The 16,850-nt window shown below is 58.9% G+C and carries 15 protein-coding genes; 8 read left to right on the top strand and 7 right to left on the bottom strand.

Going from position 1 to position 16,850, the window contains the following annotated elements; translation table 11 throughout:
• Positions 1-10 precede the first annotated feature (10 nt).
• The 4 genes from HAT86_RS05955 to HAT86_RS05940 all read left to right on the top strand — a co-directional run bounded on the left by HAT86_RS05955 (position 11) and on the right by HAT86_RS05940 (position 4,456).
• A complete protein-coding gene (locus HAT86_RS05955) occupies positions 11-1,030 on the top strand; it encodes an amino acid ABC transporter substrate-binding protein (protein WP_167194416.1) in 1,020 nt (339 codons plus the stop codon).
• Positions 1,031-1,167: 137 nt separating this feature from the next.
• Entirely contained in the window at positions 1,168-2,382 is a 1,215-nt protein-coding gene (locus HAT86_RS05950) for an amino acid ABC transporter permease (protein WP_167194414.1), read from the top strand.
• A gap of 1 nt (position 2,383) precedes the next feature.
• Positions 2,384-3,670 carry an amino acid ABC transporter permease gene (locus HAT86_RS05945; RefSeq protein WP_167194412.1) on the top strand — a complete coding sequence of 429 codons (1,287 nt, stop codon included), beginning with the start codon at positions 2,384-2,386 and terminating at the stop codon, positions 3,668-3,670.
• Positions 3,671-3,685: 15 nt separating this feature from the next.
• On the top strand, positions 3,686-4,456 hold the full coding sequence (locus HAT86_RS05940) for an amino acid ABC transporter ATP-binding protein (protein WP_167194409.1): 771 nt from the start codon (positions 3,686-3,688) through the stop codon (positions 4,454-4,456).
• A gap of 54 nt (positions 4,457-4,510) precedes the next feature.
• Here the strand turns inward: HAT86_RS05940 and rlmH are convergent, their stop codons facing one another.
• The 3 genes from rlmH to HAT86_RS05925 all read right to left on the bottom strand — a co-directional run bounded on the left by rlmH (position 4,511) and on the right by HAT86_RS05925 (position 6,874).
• Positions 4,511-4,981, bottom strand: a complete 471-nt coding sequence (gene rlmH, locus HAT86_RS05935) for a 23S rRNA (pseudouridine(1915)-N(3))-methyltransferase RlmH (RefSeq protein WP_167194407.1) — start codon at positions 4,979-4,981, stop codon at positions 4,511-4,513.
• Complete coding sequence (rsfS, locus tag HAT86_RS05930) at positions 4,982-5,449, bottom strand: ribosome silencing factor (protein WP_408015005.1); 468 nt, start codon at positions 5,447-5,449, stop codon at positions 4,982-4,984. It lies immediately after the preceding gene.
• 78 nt (positions 5,450-5,527) lie between these two features.
• A complete protein-coding gene (locus HAT86_RS05925) occupies positions 5,528-6,874 on the bottom strand; it encodes a mechanosensitive ion channel family protein (protein WP_196780529.1) in 1,347 nt (448 codons plus the stop codon).
• Positions 6,875-6,972: 98 nt separating this feature from the next.
• Between HAT86_RS05925 and HAT86_RS05920 the strand changes: the two genes are divergently transcribed.
• Positions 6,973-7,899 carry a histone deacetylase family protein gene (locus HAT86_RS05920; RefSeq protein ID WP_167194400.1) on the top strand — a complete coding sequence of 309 codons (927 nt, stop codon included), beginning with the start codon at positions 6,973-6,975 and terminating at the stop codon, positions 7,897-7,899.
• Between the two features lie 28 nt (positions 7,900-7,927).
• On the opposite strand, the gene HAT86_RS05915 is transcribed toward HAT86_RS05920, so the two are convergent.
• A complete protein-coding gene (locus HAT86_RS05915) occupies positions 7,928-9,271 on the bottom strand; it encodes a UDP-glucose dehydrogenase family protein (RefSeq protein WP_167194398.1) in 1,344 nt (447 codons plus the stop codon).
• 231 nt (positions 9,272-9,502) lie between these two features.
• On the opposite strand from HAT86_RS05915, the gene glmM reads away from it, so the two are divergent.
• Positions 9,503-10,843, top strand: a complete 1,341-nt coding sequence (gene glmM, locus HAT86_RS05910) for a phosphoglucosamine mutase (RefSeq protein WP_167194396.1) — start codon at positions 9,503-9,505, stop codon at positions 10,841-10,843.
• Positions 10,844-10,911: 68 nt separating this feature from the next.
• A complete protein-coding gene (locus HAT86_RS05905) occupies positions 10,912-12,357 on the top strand; it encodes a mannose-1-phosphate guanylyltransferase/mannose-6-phosphate isomerase (protein WP_167194394.1) in 1,446 nt (481 codons plus the stop codon).
• Between the two features lie 37 nt (positions 12,358-12,394).
• Here the strand turns inward: HAT86_RS05905 and HAT86_RS05900 are convergent, their stop codons facing one another.
• The 3 genes from HAT86_RS05900 to HAT86_RS05890 all read right to left on the bottom strand — a co-directional run bounded on the left by HAT86_RS05900 (position 12,395) and on the right by HAT86_RS05890 (position 16,110).
• Entirely contained in the window at positions 12,395-13,678 is a 1,284-nt protein-coding gene (locus HAT86_RS05900) for an ABC transporter substrate-binding protein (RefSeq protein WP_167194392.1), read from the bottom strand.
• Between the two features lie 92 nt (positions 13,679-13,770).
• On the bottom strand, positions 13,771-15,159 hold the full coding sequence (locus HAT86_RS05895; RefSeq protein WP_167194390.1) for a hypothetical protein: 1,389 nt from the start codon (positions 15,157-15,159) through the stop codon (positions 13,771-13,773).
• Positions 15,160-15,249: 90 nt separating this feature from the next.
• The gene (locus HAT86_RS05890) at positions 15,250-16,110 is read right to left on the bottom strand and encodes an SDR family oxidoreductase (RefSeq protein ID WP_167194388.1); all 861 of its coding nucleotides are present in this window, start codon (positions 16,108-16,110) and stop codon (positions 15,250-15,252) included.
• 134 nt (positions 16,111-16,244) lie between these two features.
• On the opposite strand from HAT86_RS05890, the gene HAT86_RS05885 reads away from it, so the two are divergent.
• Entirely contained in the window at positions 16,245-16,733 is a 489-nt protein-coding gene (locus HAT86_RS05885) for a lytic transglycosylase domain-containing protein (protein ID WP_167194572.1), read from the top strand.
• Positions 16,734-16,850: the final 117 nt, after the last annotated feature.

Genomic DNA, 16,850 nt, shown 5'->3' with positions numbered 1-16,850 from the left:
AGAGGTAAACATGAAAAAAACCGTATTTCTTGGCGCGCTGACTGTCGCTGGCCTGACGGCTGGCGTTGCTGGTGCTGCGACGCTTGACGATGTGAAAGCGCGCGGCAAGCTGAACTGTGGCGTGACCACAGGTCTTGTCGGTTTTGCCGCGCCCGACGCGAACGGCGAATGGCAGGGCTTCGACGTGGCGGTCTGCCGCGCAGTTGCCGCCGCTACGCTTGGCGATCCGTCGGCTGTTGAATTCGTGCCGACCACCGGCAAGACGCGCTTTACCGCGCTGGCCTCGGGTGAGGTCGACATGCTGGCCCGGAACACCACATGGACGCTTAGCCGTGATGTTGACCTGAAGAACGAATTCGTCGGGATCAACTATTACGACGGTCAGGGCTTTATGGTGCCCAAAGCGCTTGGTGTAAGCTCGGCCAAGGAACTGAACGGCGCAACCGTTTGCATCCAGACCGGGACAACCACCGAACTGAACCTTGCCGATTTCTTCCGTGCCAATGACATGGAATACGAGCCGGTTCCGATCGAAACCAACGCCGAAGGCCAACAGCAGTATCTGGCCGGCTCCTGCGACACCTACACCACCGATTCATCTGGTCTGGCCGCAACCCGCGCCACTTTTGAGAACCCGACAGAGCATGTGATTTTGCCGGAAATCATCTCGAAAGAGCCGCTTGGCCCGCTGGTGCGCCACGGCGACCCTGAGTGGGGCGATATCGTTCGCTGGACCCTGAATTCACTGATCGCTGCCGAAGAATACGGCATCACGTCGGCCAATATTCAGGACATGGCTGCCAATGGTACCGACAACCCCGAAGTCAACCGTATCTTGGGCACCGAGGGCAACCTGGGCGAGATGCTGGGCCTTGAGAATGACTGGGCTGTCAACGCAATTATGGCTGGCGGGAACTACGGCGAGCTGTTCGAGAAGCATATCGGTGAGAACACACCGGTCGGGCTGGCACGTGGTCTGAACGCTCAGTGGAAAGATGGCGGTCTGCTGTATTCGCCGCCCTTCCGCTAAAAACTGAACTTTGGAAGGGCGCGGATCATCCCGCGCCCTTCTGACTTGGTTAGGCACACATAACAAACCGGACCCTCGGGGCAGCCCCGGCTGCAACCGACAACAAAAACACGATTCCGGTAGCCAAGGAAGAAATCATGTCCAGCCTATCTGCGTCGCGCGCGGACTCGTTCAAGCTGTCTCAGCTTTTCAACGACACCCGCTATCGCTCTTATACGTTCCAATTCATCGCTTTGCTTTTGCTGATCATGTTGTTTGCGTATCTTGGCAGCAACTTGGTCCAGAACCTGCGGGATGCGGGCCTGAATATTTCCTACCAGTTCCTTGGCGAACCGGCAGGGTATGACATCAACCAGCGCCTGATTGAATATGACAGCCAGTCCTCGCATCTGCGCGCGTCGGTGGTGGGTGTGCTCAACACGCTGCTTGTGGCCGTTCTGGGCTGCATCCTTGCCACGATCATCGGCGTGGTGGTCGGCATATTGCGCCTGTCCAAAAACTGGCTGATCCGCAAGATAATGGCCGTTTATGTGGAAATCTTCCGCAATGTGCCGGTGCTGATCTGGATTTTGATCATCCTGTCAGTGTTCACTGCGATATTGCCACAGCCGCGTGATTTTCGGGGTGAAAACCCTGACGCGTCAATGCTTTGGGACGCGTTCGCCTTTACCGGCCGAGGTTTCTATTTTCCAAAGCCGATCTTCGAGGCCGGATCTGGTATCGTGATTGCCACTTTTATCGCCTCGATCATCGGGATTTTCGTCTACCGCGCCTATGCGCGAAAGCAACTCTATGAGGCGGGCCGCCTGTTGCCAATTTTCTGGCCTTCAGTGGGGCTGTTTTTTGTGCCCGTGATCGTGATGTTCTTTATCATGGGCCAGCCGATCGTGATGGACTATCCGTCGCTGCAAGGCTTCAATTTCCAAGGTGGCATTTTCGCGCGCAACTCGTTCATTTCGCTTTGGTTCGCGCTGTCCATCTACACAGCGGCCTTCATCGCCGAAAACGTCCGCGCGGGTATTCTAGCGGTCAGCAAGGGCCAGACCGAAGCCGCGGCCAGCCTTGGCTTGCGGCCGGGCCGGATCATGAACCTTGTGGTTCTGCCACAAGCGCTGCGCATCATCATTCCGCCGCTGATCTCGCAGTATCTGAACCTGACCAAGAACAGTTCTCTGGCAATTGCCGTCGGCTACATGGATGTCACCGGCACGCTGGGTGGCATCACCCTGAACCAGACCGGCCGCGCGATTGAAAGCGTTCTGTTGTTGATGCTGTTCTATCTCGCGATCAGCCTTGCGATCTCGGCGGTCATGAATGTCTACAACAATGCCGTGAAACTGAAGGAGCGCTGAGATGTCGAAGTCTGAACTCGCTTTTGTCCGGCATGAAATCCTGCCCGAACAGACCCCGCCCATCACCGATGCTGGCATTGTCAAATGGCTGCGCGACAACCTGTTTCCCGGCCCGATCAATACGATTCTGACACTGGTGGCGATCTATTTCCTATTCAAACTGCTAAGCGGCGCCATGCCGTGGTTTTGGAACGGGGTCTGGACCGCATCCAGCCTGTCGGAATGCCGCGAGATTTTGAACGGGGCAACGGGGGGCTGTTTTTCGGTTCTGACAGAACGCTGGAACCAGTTGCTATTCGGATTCAAATACCCGTCCGAGGCATACTGGCGCCCGACACTGGCCTTTGTGTTGCTGCTGGTATCCATCGCCCCGGTGCTGTTTTCCATGCTGCCGCGTAAATTGCTGATCCTGACCGTTCTTTATCCGTTCGTGGCCTTCTGGCTGATCTGGGGCGGCACGATTCTGACGCCTTTGATGATCTTGCTGGGGTTTGTGGCCGGCTATGTCGCGTTTCGGCGGGTCGAGGCCAAAGGCTTTGGCACGGCAGCCCTTCTTGGTATCGCCGTAACCGTCGTTTTCTGGTGGCTGGGCGGCTATATCAGTTCCGCCGCACCCAATGTCGTGGCCCTGACACCGGTGCCCTCGCGGGATATGGGGGGCTTCATGCTCAACATGATCCTTGGAACGGTCTGTGTGTCGCTTAGCCTGCCGTTCGGGGTTCTTCTGGCGCTTGGCCGTCAGTCGAATATGCCGATCATCAAATGGATGTGTGTGATCTTCATCGAGTTCATTCGCGGTGTGCCGCTGATCACCTTGCTGTTCGTGGCCAATGTGGTGCTGGCCTATTTCCTGCCGCCCGGCACCAGCTTTGATTTGATCCTGCGGGTGATCATCATGATCACGATGTTCGCATCGGCCTATATCGCCGAGGTGGTGCGTGGGGGCCTTGCCGCCCTGCCAAGCGGGCAATACGAGGCCGCCAACAGCCTTGGGTTGGATTATGCGCAATCCATGCGCCTGATCATCCTGCCGCAAGCGTTGAAAATCTCGATCCCCGGCATCGTGAATGTGGCGGTGGGCCTGTTCAAGGATACAACCTTGGTTTCGGTCATCTCGATGTTCGATCTGGTCGGCATGATCCGAGGCCCAATTCTGGCATCGACCGAATGGAACGGCATCTACTGGGAGCTTTGGGGCTTTGCCGTCGTGCTGTTTTTCATCGTTTGCTACAGCATCTCGCAATATTCGCAATGGCTGGAGCATCAGCTACAGCGCGATCATCGTTAAGGAAAGGTCTGTGTCATGACGGAACAACAGGCAGCTTTGAAAGTCTCGGACGAGATCGCGATCTCGATCGAAAATATGAACAAATGGTTTGGTGCATTTCATGTGCTGCGCGACATTGACTTGACGGTCTATAGCGGCGAGCGGATCGTGATCGCCGGGCCGTCCGGGTCGGGGAAATCCACCTTGATCCGCTGCATCAACGCGCTTGAGGAACATCAGCAGGGCAAAATTACGGTGGATGGCACGGTGCTGTCCAATGACCTCAAGAATATCGACAAGATCCGGTCCGAGGTTGGGATGGTGTTTCAGCACTTCAACCTTTTCCCGCATCTGTCGATCTTGGAAAACTGCACCTTGGCGCCGATCTGGGTTCGCAAGACGCCCAAGCGCGAGGCCGAAGAGATCGCGATGCATTTCCTTGAAAAGGTCAAGATCCCCGAGCAGGCCGACAAGTATCCCGGTCAGTTGTCGGGTGGGCAGCAGCAGCGTGTGGCGATTGCCCGGTCGTTGTGCATGAAGCCCCGCATCATGCTGTTTGACGAGCCCACCTCGGCGCTGGACCCGGAGATGATCAAAGAGGTTCTGGACACCATGGTATCGCTGGCCGAAGAAGGCATGACCATGCTGTGCGTCACCCACGAAATGGGCTTTGCGCGGCAGGTGGCCAACCGGGTGATTTTCATGGACCAAGGCCAGATCGTCGAACAGAATGAACCTGAAGAGTTCTTCAACAATCCCCAGTCAGAGCGCACCAAGCTGTTCCTGAGCCAGATTCTGGGTCACTGATTCACAAAGTGTTTTGCCAATGCAATGCGCGGTCCATCGGGCCGCGCATTTGTGTCAGACCCGGTGATAAGGGCTGCCCGCAAGGATCGAGGCCGCGCGATACAATTGCTCGGCCAGCATCACACGCACCAGCATATGCGGCCAGACCATCGCGCCGAAGGACAGTTTAAAATCGGCCTGCGCCCGCAGGTCAGGCGCGATGCCATCAGCACCGCCGATGACAAAGGCCACATCGCTGCGCCCCGTATCGCGCCAATTCGCCAACTGGACCGAGAAGGCTGGAGAGCTGAGCGTTTTGCCACGCTCGTCCAGCATCACCGTCACCGCGCCTTTCGGCAAAGCACGGTCAAGCAAGGCGGCCTCGGCAGCCATGCCGCCGCCTTTTTTGTCCTCAACCTCGTGCATCTGCGCCGGCCCAAGCCCAAGGGCGCGGCCAGTTCGATCAAATCGGGTTAGGTAATCTGTTGTCAAATCACGCTCGGGGCCGGGTTTCATCCGGCCCACAGCGCAGATATGCACGCGCATTCAGCTGTCGGCAGAAGCCGCGGCTTGCCCGGCGGGAAGCCACATCTTCTCCAGCTGGTAAAACTCTCGCACTTCGGGGCGAAAGACATGGACGATCACATCACCCGTGTCGATCAGCACCCAATCGCCCGATTCCTTGCCCTCGATCTTGGACAGGATACCGAACTCTTGCTTGAGCTTATCGGCCAGCTTTTCCGAGATCGCCGCAACCTGCCGCGATGACCGGCCCGAACAGATGACCATGTAATCGGCCATGGCAGATTTTCCGCGCAGGTCGATTTGCACGACATTTTCGGCTTTATCATCGTCAAGCGAGGTAAGAATACGATCAAGCTGCGATTCGCTTGTTGCACCATTGGGGGGGGTCATTGCGAGCACCCCATGTTCAGCGGCCCCAGCCGCATCAGTCGTAAAAGACAGGACATAGTCCTCCTTCGTTGCACACCGTTCCGCCCCGGTGCCGGGAATAATTTGAAAATAGCAAGACTGACGCGACTTTTCAATGAATGCCTTCACCACAAGGACTGCCGGGCCTGAAAATACCTGTCAGTCTGACACATATGATGTGTTCGACGGGCTGCGCGTGTCCAGTGTCGAGCCATCCAGCATCTTGACCTCGCGCTGTGGGAACGGAATGGAAATCTTGTTTTCCTGAAACGCATCCCACAGCGCCAGATAGACATTGCCGCGAATATTGGTCAGCCCGCCGGTGGGGTCACGTATCCAGAACCGCAGGATGTAATCCACGCTGCTGTCGCCAAAGCCGACGATGTGGCAAACGGGTGGTTTGAACTCCAACACCCGTTCGACACCCTTGGCGGCGTCTATGGCGATACGGCGCACCTTATGCGGATCGTCTGTATAAGCCGTGCCGAAATAGATATCGAGCCGCACATAATCGTTGGAATGCGACCAGTTCACCACCTGCCCGGTGATCAGGTCTTCGTTGGGGATCAGGTATTCCTTACCGTCGCGGGTGGTGATCGACACATAGCGCGCACCAAGGGAATTGATCCAACCAAAGGTTTCCCCAAGCGAGATCACGTCGCCCGGTTTGATCGACCGATCCAGCAAAAGGATCACACCAGACACAAGGTTCGACACCACTTTTTGCAGGCCAAACCCAAGGCCCACACCGATAGCACCAGACAAAACCGCAAGCCCGGTCAGGTCCACCCCGACGGCACGCAACCCGATGAAGAACGCCGCGCTATACAGGATGACTTGCAGCAATTTGACCGCAAGCACCTGCATTGAGGGCGAGATTTCCTTGTTCTGGCGGATTTGCGCCGCCGTGGTGCGCGACACGAAGCGCGCGGCGACCATCAGAACGGCAAGCACGCCCACCGCCTGTAGCACCATCCACAAAGACAGGCGCGTATCGCCCAATTCCACGGCTATGCTTTCCAACAGGCTGCGGGCTTCGTCAGTCAGACCAAGAATGCCAAGCGTGACCCATGTCCACGCCACGTAACGCACCATTGTCCGGACAACGCCATTGACGATAAACCGCGTGAGGATGGTGATCAGCAGCCAAGCCAGCGCAAGACTGGCCAATATGCCCAACAGGTACGAGCGGCTGGGCCATGTCACCGACTGCATGATCCAGACCGTGGGCCAGATCAGTGCAACGAAAAAGATCAGCCGCAACCGGCGATGCAACATCACCAAAAAACGCATCCGCCATTTCGGCCAGCCTTCGCGCCCGCGCATCCACGCATGCACATAGGGCCCCAAAAGCCGTGCCAAAAGATGCGCCGCCAGAAACAGGCCAATCGCAATGGCCACCTGATAGGCATTCCATGGCCGCATCAGGCCTTCGACAACAACTTGTGCCTGCGCCCAAAGACTGATCGCAATCTCTTGCGGGGCTTGTAGAATTTCGTTTTCCATTGTCTCTAAGATTTGCATGGGGCACGCGCCGCAACAAGCCCGCACTGGACAAGCGCGCCATTTCGCGTTCATTTTCCATTCAAATCACCGGAGGCCCCATGACAACCGCATTGATCACCCATTCCGATTGCCTGAAGCACCGCACGCCGGATGGCCACCCTGAACAAATTGCCCGGCTATCGCATGTTCTGAATGCGCTTGAGGGCAAAACGCTTGAGCGGTTCGAGGCCCCTCTGGGCACCGAAGACGACGTGCGGCTGGCCCATCCGCAGGCACATATCGAAAGGGTTCGGGCCGCGGAACCCAGCGCAGGGATCGTGCAGCTGGACGCCGATACGTGGATGTCGCCCGGATCCTACGATGCGGCGATGCGCGGTGTCGGTGGTGCCCTGCTTGGGGTCGATCTGGTGTTGGCTGGCACGGTGCAGAACGTTTTTGTCGCCACGCGACCGCCGGGCCATCATGCGGAATCCGAGCGCACAATGGGGTTTTGCCTGTTCGGCACCGCAGCCATCGCCGCGCGTCACGCGCTAGAGCGGCACGGCCTGAACCGCGTCGCCGTGGTGGATTTCGACGTGCACCACGGCAATGGCACGCAAGACCTGCTATGGTCCGAGCCGCGCGCGCGCTTTGTCTCGTCACATCAGTTTCCATTATGGCCCGGCACCGGCAAACCGGATGAACGCGGCGCACATGACAACGTGCTAAACGTGCCGCTGGACCCGGCCAGTGATGGCGGTGCGATGCGGCAGGCTTATGAAGAAACAGTTTTTCCGGCACTGGAAGAGTTCAGCCCCGAGTTGCTGATCCTGTCCGCCGGGTTCGACGCACACCAAGACGATCCGCTGGCCGAACTGCGTTGGACCGAAGAGGACTTCACGTGGTTGACGGGCCGTTTCTGCGATCTGGCCGACACTCACTGCAAGGGGCGCGTTTTGTCCTGCCTTGAAGGCGGGTATAATCTGGACGCGCTATCGCGCAGCGCGGCAGCGCATGTGGATGTGTTGATCGCGCGGGGCGGCTGAGGCCCGAGCGTGGCGCGTGCGGCGGGCCTTATGCCTGATCGTCCGCGGCAGGCTCTTTCACAAAGCCGGCGCGGCCCACGCTTTCATAGGCTTCAAAGCCCGCGCGCTTGGCATCCTTGACCGAATAGATATTGCGCAGGTCGGCCAAGCGGGGCGTGGCCATCTTGCGCGCGATCCGCTTGAGATCAAGAGCGCGGAACTCGTTCCATTCGGTCAGGATGACCAACAGATCGGCCTTATGCACGCATTTGTATGGGTCATCGACCCAATGCACACCCGGCAATAGGTCAACGCCTTCATGCTGGCCTTGCGGGTCACAGACCTTGACCTTGGCACCGCCGCCCACAAGGGCGGGAACAATTGTCAGCGATGGCGCTTCGCGCATGTCGTCGGTGTTTGGCTTGAAGGTCACCCCCAAAACGGCAATTGTTTTGTGATTGAAACTGCCGTCGCATAAATCTTGCAGCTTGTCGATCATCCGGCGCTTGACCTCTTCGTTGACCGATATCACCTTTTCGGTGATCTGCATGGGAATGCTGAAATCCTGCCCGGTTCGGGCCAATGCACGGGTGTCTTTGGGAAAACAACTGCCGCCATAGCCCGGCCCGGCGTGCAAAAACTTGTTCCCGATGCGCCCATCCATCCCCATCCCCTTGGAGACCTGTTTGACATCCGCGCCGGTCCGTTCGCACAGCGCCGCGATCTCGTTGATAAAGGTGATCTTGGTCGCCAAAAATGCGTTGGACGCATATTTGATCATCTCGGCGCTTTCCAGATCGGTGGTGATGATCGGGAATTCGCGCAGGTAAAGCGGGCGGTAAATCTCGCCCATGACATCGGATGCGCGTTCGGTTTGAACGCCCACGACAACCCGGTCGGGTTTCATAAAATCATCAATCGCCGCGCCTTCGCGCCGAAACTCGGGGTTTGAGGCAACATCAAAATCCAGATCGGGGTTGGCCTTTTTCACCGTTTGTTTGACCTGCCGATTGGTGCCCACCGGCACCGTCGACTTGGTGACAATGACCAGATAATCATTCGCGGCGCGGGCGATTTCCTCGGCGGCGGACATCACATAGCTTAGGTCAGCATGACCGTCGCCGCGCCGGGTGGGGGTGCCGACGGCGATAAACACCGCTTCGGCGCCATCAATCGCGCTTGGCAAATCCATGGTGAACGACAGGCGGCCCGCTTCGACGTTCTTGGCCAAAAGACGATCAAGGCCGGGCTCGAAAATCGGAATCTCACCGCGTTCCAGTTTTTCGATCTTGGCCGGGTCTTTGTCGACGCAGACAACCTCGTGCCCAAAGTCCGAGAAGCAGACCCCCGACACAAGGCCTACGTAACCCGTTCCGATCATGGCAATTTTCATGGCGACTACCCTTTCACACCCCACCTCGTGATCTTTAATGCAATGACGTTTTACACGCGTCAATTGCAACTCGGACGAGAGCGTGCTTAGGGTACATCTTAGGCCGTCTGGTGCGCATCCTTGCAACAGTTTTGAACCGGATATTGGACAGCGTGGTATAGCTCGGCTAAGGGATAAGCTAGGTACAGCAGCCGAAATGCTGTTTGGGTAAGACCACGAAGGATAGCGAGTATGTCACAAAAGCTGTTTGGCACGGACGGTGTCAGGGGTCAGGCGAATTCTTGGCCAATGACCGCGGAAATGGCCCTGAAGCTGGGCGAGGCGGCAGGCCGCTATTTTCGGCGCGACACGCAAGAGCACCGCGTGGTGATCGGCAAGGATACCCGCCTGTCGGGCTATATGATCGAAAACGCCCTGACCGCCGGGTTTACCTCAACCGGGATGAACGTGTTTTTGCTGGGGCCGATGCCAACCCCCGCAATCGGCTATCTGACGCATGGTTTGCGCGCCGATGTCGGCGTGATGATTTCAGCCAGCCACAACCCCGCCTGTGACAATGGAATCAAGTTTTTCGGCCCGGACGGCTTTAAACTCAGCGATGAAGCCGAGGCCGGGATCGAAGCCTTGATGCACAAGGGTGTGACGCGCGCTGCCCCTGAAAACATCGGCCGCGCCAAGCGGTTCGAAGACGCGCGCGGACGCTATGTGGAATACGCCAAAACCACCTTCCCGTCGCGGCGGCGGTTGGACGGATTGCGCGTGGTCGTGGATTGCGCAAACGGCGCGGCCTACAAGGTTGCCCCGGCAGTTTTATGGGAACTCGGGGCCGAGGTGATCACCGTTGGGGTGTCGCCGGATGGGGCCAACATCAACCAAAATTGCGGCTCGACCCAACCCGATGCCGCGATCCGCAAAGTCATCGAGACGCGGGCAGATATCGGCATTTGTCTGGATGGCGATGCCGACCGGGTGGTCTTGATCGACGAAAAGGGCCAGATCGCCGATGGCGATCAGATCATGGGTTTGATTGCCTCGCGTTGGGCCGAAGGGGGCCGCCTGTCCGGTAATGCGCTGGTGGCGACGGTGATGTCCAATCTGGGGCTTGAACGGTTTCTGAATGATCGCGGGATTGACCTTAAGCGCACCACTGTCGGCGACCGCTACGTTGTCGAGGCGATGCGCAATGGCAATCACAACCTTGGCGGCGAGCAATCGGGCCATATCGTGATGACGGATTACGCCACCACCGGCGACGGCCTGATTGGTGCCCTGCAATTTCTGGCCTGTATGGTGGAAACTGACCGCAAAGCCAGCGATCTGGCCCGTGTGTTCGAGCCGGTTCCACAAAAACTGATCAATGTTCGGTATCAACGCGGGAAAACCCCACTCGAGACCGAACCAGTGCAGGACGTGATCGCCAAGGCCGAAAAGACGCTTGGCCGCGATGGCCGTCTTTTGATCCGAAAGTCAGGCACCGAGCCGTTGATCCGGGTCATGGCCGAAGCCGTCGATCCCGGTTTGCTGGACGATGTTCTGAAAACCGTTGTCGCCGCCGTCGAGCGCGAAAGCTGACATCTGCTCCCCGCCAAAGCGGCCCATGCTATCCGTGAAAAGTTTCCAGATATAAAGGTCATTTCAAAATGAATTCGGTTGTACCAGTCATCCTTTGCGGCGGGTCCGGCACCCGGTTGTGGCCGCTGTCGCGCAAAAGCTATCCCAAGCAATTCACCCGTATCATCGGGCAAGACAGCTTGCTTCAGTCCTGTGCCAAACGTCTAAGCGGTGGGAACGGCATGGTCAGCTTCGCAGAGCCAGTGATTCTGACCAACACCGATTTCCGGTTTATGGTGACCGAACAGTTGCTGGAAGTTGGCGTAAACCCCGGTGTCGTTCTGATCGAACCCGATGCACGCAACACGGCCCCCGCGGTTTTGGCGGCGGCCCTGCATATCGCGGCCACCGACCCCGACGCGCTGATGCTGATCGCGCCGTCAGATCATGTAATTCCAGACACGCCTGCCTTTTGGCAAGTCGTCGAGGCGGGCATTGAGGCCGTGCAGAACGGTCGCTTGGTGACTTTTGGCATCACGCCAACCCATCCGGAAACCGGCTATGGCTATCTGGAACTGGACAGCGCGCCGGACAAGTCAGGCCAAGCGCAACCCCTTTTGCGATTTGTCGAAAAGCCTGATGCCGACGCCGCGCAAGGTATGGTGGACGCCGGCAATTACCTCTGGAACGCGGGTATTTTTCTGTTCGCCGCCAAAGACATCATAGCCGCCTATACCGAACACGCGCCCGATCTGCTGACCCCGGTGCAGCATGCCGTTGACGACGCCAAGGCCGATCTGGGCTTTTTGCGGCTTGATCCGGCGGCTTGGGCCAAGGCCGACAATATTTCGATTGATTTCGCAGTCATGGAAAAGGCCGACAACCTGTCGGTTGTGCCGTTCACCGGGCATTGGTCAGACCTTGGAAGTTGGGCCGCCGTGCAACAGGAAAGCGGCGTTGATGCCAATGGCGTGGCCATGTCCGGGCCGGTGACTGCCATTGATTGCGAAAACGCGCTGCTACGATCCGAGCATGACGGGCTGGAGCTGGTGGGCCTTGGGCTGAAAGATATGCTGGTGGTTGCCATGCCAGACGCCGTTTTGGTCGCCGACCTGAACCGCACGCAGGACGTGGGGCAGGTCGTCAAGACCCTGCGCGCGAATGCCGTGCCACAAGCCGACAGTTTTGCCCGTGATCACCGCCCATGGGGGTATTTTGAAACATTGGCCTTGTCCGACCGGTTTCAGGTCAAACGGATCGTTGTCAAACCCGGCGCCGCACTCAGCCTGCAAAGCCATGTCCACCGGGCTGAGCATTGGATTGTTGTGTCCGGCACCGCCAAGGTGACGATTGACGACACGGTCAAACTGGTCAGCGAAAACGAGTCTGTCTATGTTCCGCTAGGCTCGGTGCACCGGATGGAAAACCCCGGCAAGGTGCCGATGGTTTTGATCGAAGTGCAAACCGGCAGTTATCTGGGCGAGGATGATATCATCCGCTACGAAGATGTGTATGCCCGCGACAATGACGATTGATTGAACAAGGGGCGGCCCAAAGCCGCCCCTGTCGTCATCAAAACGGCTGCTTGGTGTAGTCCACCTCGTCGGGATAGAACGTATCCTCGATCGAGGTGGTGTGCACCTTGATCAGATTACCGTTTTCGATCCGCGAGATATGCTGCTGGCCAAACACCTGATGGGTCTTGCCGTTGAACACCTTGGGGCCTTGGGGGTGTTCGTTGGACTGCGGGATGGTGCTCATCGCCTCCACCGCCTCGATCAGCGCGGCGCGGTCCTGTGGCCCGCGATAGCCCGCAGCCTCCATTCCCTTCTTGACGATATACAGGGTTTCCCAGCATCCGAACATATGGCCATAGGTCGACACGTCCGTCGGATCGCTCAGCGAGGCACCCCGTTCGTTCAAGCCCACCTGTGCGCGATAGAATTTATCGTATTCCGATTGATCGGGCTGCGCGTGGCGCGGCATCCCCTCCCAGAAATTAGTGCCTTCAAGGAATTCAAGGCCGGGGCTGTCAATCGCGATGGCCTCAAGGCTGTCGATGAACCCAAACAGTTCCGGCCCGCGCCCACCAAAAAATTCGCCCATTTCCTTGACGAAGGTCAGCACAGCCGGCCCCACCATCACATGATAGATCACTTCGGTGTCGCGGGGGATCTTGGGGAAATACTTGGTAAACGACGTCTCAGTGGGCGGAATGGCCAGCTTGGCCACGACCTCGCCGCCCTGCGCCTCGACCGCCGCGCTAAAGAAATCGCGGTGATCATGCCCATAGGCATAATCGGGGAAAATCAGGGTCACCTTCTTGCCCAGATTTTCCGTCACGAAAGGCGCCATCGCCTGAACTTGGCTTTTCACGTCGGTGATGCCGGGCTGCAAGGTATAGCGGTTGAGCATGCCGCTGGCCACGTGGTGGCCTTCGGAGACCACGAAATACGGCAGTTTCAATTCACCCGCGCGCGGTGCCGAACCGATAACCACGTGGCTGAACAACGTGCCGAACGCGATATCGCAATTGTGCTGTGATGCGAATTTTTCCACCACCTCGGCCCCGCGCTTGGGGTCGGTGCCATCGTCTTCGGCGACAATTTCGACCGGACGGCCATTGATGCCACCGGCGTCGTTGATCAGGCGCACGGCGGCTTGGGTCGTGCGATCATACCAGCGGCCATAGGCGGCCCCGATGCCTGTGCGGTGCACCTGAAAGCCGATGCGGATCGGCTCGACCGTCTGCGCATGGGTGTAGCGCGCCCATAGCGGCAGCGTGGCGGCCGCCGCCCCTCCGGCCAGTGTCTTGAGCGCGGTGCGACGCGACGGGGCCTTGGAGTTGTCTGTCATGTCGAGTGTTCCTCTGTCCTGAGACTGACCATAAAAAGAAGCTATTGCTGGCCCCAATTACAAGGGCTTTTCCAATGTTTGCGCAACCGTGGTTACACACCGCGCGGCGACGCCAGCAACCAAAGGCCGAAAAACGTGTAGCCGATCATGAAAATCGCCAACGGGGCTTGTGCGATAATGGCGCGCAAATTGTTACCGTGCCCTCGCAGGGCCAGAACATGCGCCATCAGGATCGCGATCACATGGCCTGTCACCACCCCACCGGCCTGCGACAACCAGATCGCGCGGACAGTGCCGGGGGTGTTGAAAAACCCGGTGGTCACATGGAAATCCCCAAGGCCCAGCAGATCGGCCCCGGTGTTCATCGGGTCGGTCAGATAGGCCAGAACATACTGACCATCCACCAAAAAGACCGTCACGTAATGCGCGATATGATAGGCCAAGGCGATCGGCAGCAACGTGGGCGCGAACAGGCGCACCGCCTCCAAAATGGGTCGTCGCGTTCCTGCAAGGCGGTCGCCAAGCGCCAGACAAGCGGCAAAGATTACCAACAGGGCCATATTGGCCACCAGCATTCCGGCAAGGTTTTGCACAATCACAGCGGACCGGCCCGGAAACTCCAGCGGGTTGACCCCGATGAAGCCCATCCAAAGAAAGGTCTCGTTGATCCCGTCAAAACTGCCGACCCCCAGCATCAGGATGATGAACACCGCCACCCCGGTTGACACTTTGGGCCGGATCAAGCCCTGCCAGCCCCAAAGCCCCATTGCGACACGCCCGCGCACCCGCCCCAGCAGGCCAACCCGCGCATAGGCCCGCATCAGGATGCTAAGCGCCTCGCCGCGCAGCAACCAGCGCGGCCCAAACAGGGTGATGCCCATCACGGTCAGATACCAGTAGCCCCCGGCAATCCATGCCAGACGGTGCGGATCGGTTGGTGCAGGGTCGGCCAGCAGGAAGGCCGCAAAGCCAAGGAAGATGAAAACGCCCGGCCAATGGCCCCAACGGGACGGGTAGCGCATCATTGGGCGTGATCCGGTCAGGCGGGCCAAAACAGCGGCAGGTCCCGTCCAAGGGTTTGTCCAACGCCAGTGATTGCCCAACAGCCCCTGCAAGGCCACCATGACCACCCACCAGACCACCCAGACAAACAGCGGCAAGGGGTTGGCCATCGGATCATGCGGCCCAACCGCCCCACGCCAGACCAGAAACGCCAGTAGCCCCGTCGACAGGCAGCTTGTGACGTGGTGCAGACCAAACCGCGCGGGCGGGGCCAAGCGGATTGGCCGGAACAGCCGCGCCGCCACCCAAGCCGGCAAGATCGCCAGTAAGGCCACGGTCAGCGCGACCGTGGCCACGCCTGCGTCGGTGTAGACATCGGTGGGCATCAGCAGGACAAACCCCTGCTCGGACGCGTGAGCCAAAGACGGATCAGGCAAACAGGCAAGTGCCAAAGCAACACCAGCGATCTGTGCGCGCATGTTGACCCCCTGTTTCAAGATCGGGCCAGAGTATCGGCACTCGGCCTTTGCACCATGGGGTAAATCACCTCACCCCTCCCTTCACCGTGATCAGGCCCCGCCCGTTTCGGCGAGCAAGGCGGCCAATCCGCTGCGATAATCAGGATAGGTCAGGCACACGCCCAACTCTTGCTTGATGCGGGTATTGTCCACGCGCTTTGACTCGGCATAGAAACTACGCGCCATCGGGCTCATCTCGGCCTCGTCAAAGGGCACCTCGGGCGGAATCGGCAGGCCCAGAAGTTCGGCGGCATAGCCGATCACGTCCTGCGGCGGGGCCGGGTCATTGTCACAGACATTGTAGGCGCTGCCGGGATTGGGCCGGTTGATCGACGCCTCAAGCACCTGCGCGATATCATCCACATGAATCCGGCTGAACACCTGGCCCGGCTTGACGATCCGGCGCGCGGTGCCTTGGCGCACCTTTTCAAACGGGCCGCGACCGGGGCCGTAAATGCCTGCCAGCCGAAAGATATGCAGCGGTAAACCGGGGATGGATTGCCAATCGGCCTCGGCCTCCACCCGCATCCGGCCACGACGGGTTGACGGCGTCAGCGCGGTGTCTTCCGTCACCCAATCGCCTTGGTGGTCGCCATAGACCCCCGTGGTGGACAGGTATCCAGCCCATTCCAGCCGAGGGGCCATCGCTGTGACCTGATCACGATAGCGATTCAGAACCGGATCACCCTCGGCATCCGGCCCGGCGGAAATCAACAGATGGGTCGCCGCATCAAAAGCCGCCGATAGATCACCATCGGGCCACATCACCGGCGTCACGCCTTCGGCGCGCAGTGCATCGGCTTTGTCGGGCTTGCGGGTCGTGCCATAAATTGTCCAGCCCTGCGGTATCAGCAGCCGCGCCAAAGCCCGCGCCGAAAACCCATGTCCAAAAGAAAGAAGTGTTTTTGCCATGGCGCATGAATTGGGCATCTGGCGCGCAAAGGCAAGGGCAAGCGCAAGCGATCTTTCGCCGCCCCCACCTGTGCCAACTGGTCTTGCATCAGGGCTGGTGGCACTATGGCACCATATTGCATCCCGGAGATCCAATGCGCCATCTGACCCGCCGCACCGCCCTTGCCCTGACCTGCGCCGCACTTGTGACGGGCTGCGGCACGACCCGCCCGCAAAGCGTCACAGCGTCCAGCGGCCCGTCCGATCCACCGCTTTATCCCAATGAAACACCCGAGCTGCGCCGCCTGATCAACAAATATGCCGATCTGTACCAAGTGCCCCGTTCGCTGGTGCACCGGCTGGCGATCCGCGAAAGCACACACCGGCCTTGGGCCCGCAATGGGCCCTATTACGGGCTGTTGCAAATCCTACCGCAAACCGCCCGCACCATGGGGTTTCGCGGGCAACCCAATGATTTGCTGGATGCCGAAACAAACCTGAAATACGCGGTCAAATACTTGCGCGGCGCGTATATGGTGGCCCAAGGCGACCCGGACGAGGCGATCCAATGGTATGCGCGCGGCTACTATTACGAGGCCAAGCGCATGGGCCTATTGGTAGAAACCGGCCTACGCCCCGCCTGATCCGCCTGTCGCGCTCGGCAAGGGCCGCGCCAAAGGCTTCGGGGCTGATCGTTTCATAATTCATGGCGCATCACACCTGACTGCCGTTCACTGCGGGAATGGTTGATTGCCCCTGTG

This window comes from Roseovarius gahaiensis (assembly GCF_011601345.1).
Classification (GTDB): Bacteria; Pseudomonadota; Alphaproteobacteria; order Rhodobacterales; family Rhodobacteraceae; genus Roseovarius; species Roseovarius gahaiensis.
This window is presented reverse-complemented; position numbering and strand designations above follow the sequence as displayed.

Bases quoted from the DNA above. Each gene is read 5' to 3' on its own strand.
- HAT86_RS05955 (WP_167194416.1), top strand. From the start codon at position 11: ATGAAAAAAACCGTATTTCTTGGCGCGCTGACTGTCGCTGGCCTGACG.
- HAT86_RS05950 (WP_167194414.1), top strand. From the start codon at position 1,168: ATGTCCAGCCTATCTGCGTCGCGCGCGGACTCGTTCAAGCTGTCTCAG.
- HAT86_RS05945 (WP_167194412.1), top strand. From the start codon at position 2,384: ATGTCGAAGTCTGAACTCGCTTTTGTCCGGCATGAAATCCTGCCCGAA.
- HAT86_RS05940 (WP_167194409.1), top strand. From the start codon at position 3,686: ATGACGGAACAACAGGCAGCTTTGAAAGTCTCGGACGAGATCGCGATC.
- rlmH (WP_167194407.1), bottom strand. From the start codon at position 4,981: ATGCGCGTGCATATCTGCGCTGTGGGCCGGATGAAACCCGGCCCCGAG.
- HAT86_RS05925 (WP_196780529.1), bottom strand. From the start codon at position 6,874: ATGGAAAACGAAATTCTACAAGCCCCGCAAGAGATTGCGATCAGTCTT.
- HAT86_RS05920 (WP_167194400.1), top strand. From the start codon at position 6,973: ATGACAACCGCATTGATCACCCATTCCGATTGCCTGAAGCACCGCACG.
- HAT86_RS05915 (WP_167194398.1), bottom strand. From the start codon at position 9,271: ATGAAAATTGCCATGATCGGAACGGGTTACGTAGGCCTTGTGTCGGGG.
- glmM (WP_167194396.1), top strand. From the start codon at position 9,503: ATGTCACAAAAGCTGTTTGGCACGGACGGTGTCAGGGGTCAGGCGAAT.
- HAT86_RS05905 (WP_167194394.1), top strand. From the start codon at position 10,912: ATGAATTCGGTTGTACCAGTCATCCTTTGCGGCGGGTCCGGCACCCGG.
- HAT86_RS05900 (WP_167194392.1), bottom strand. From the start codon at position 13,678: ATGACAGACAACTCCAAGGCCCCGTCGCGTCGCACCGCGCTCAAGACA.
- HAT86_RS05895 (WP_167194390.1), bottom strand. From the start codon at position 15,159: ATGCGCGCACAGATCGCTGGTGTTGCTTTGGCACTTGCCTGTTTGCCT.
- HAT86_RS05890 (WP_167194388.1), bottom strand. From the start codon at position 16,110: ATGGCAAAAACACTTCTTTCTTTTGGACATGGGTTTTCGGCGCGGGCT.
- HAT86_RS05885 (WP_167194572.1), top strand. From the start codon at position 16,245: ATGCGCCATCTGACCCGCCGCACCGCCCTTGCCCTGACCTGCGCCGCA.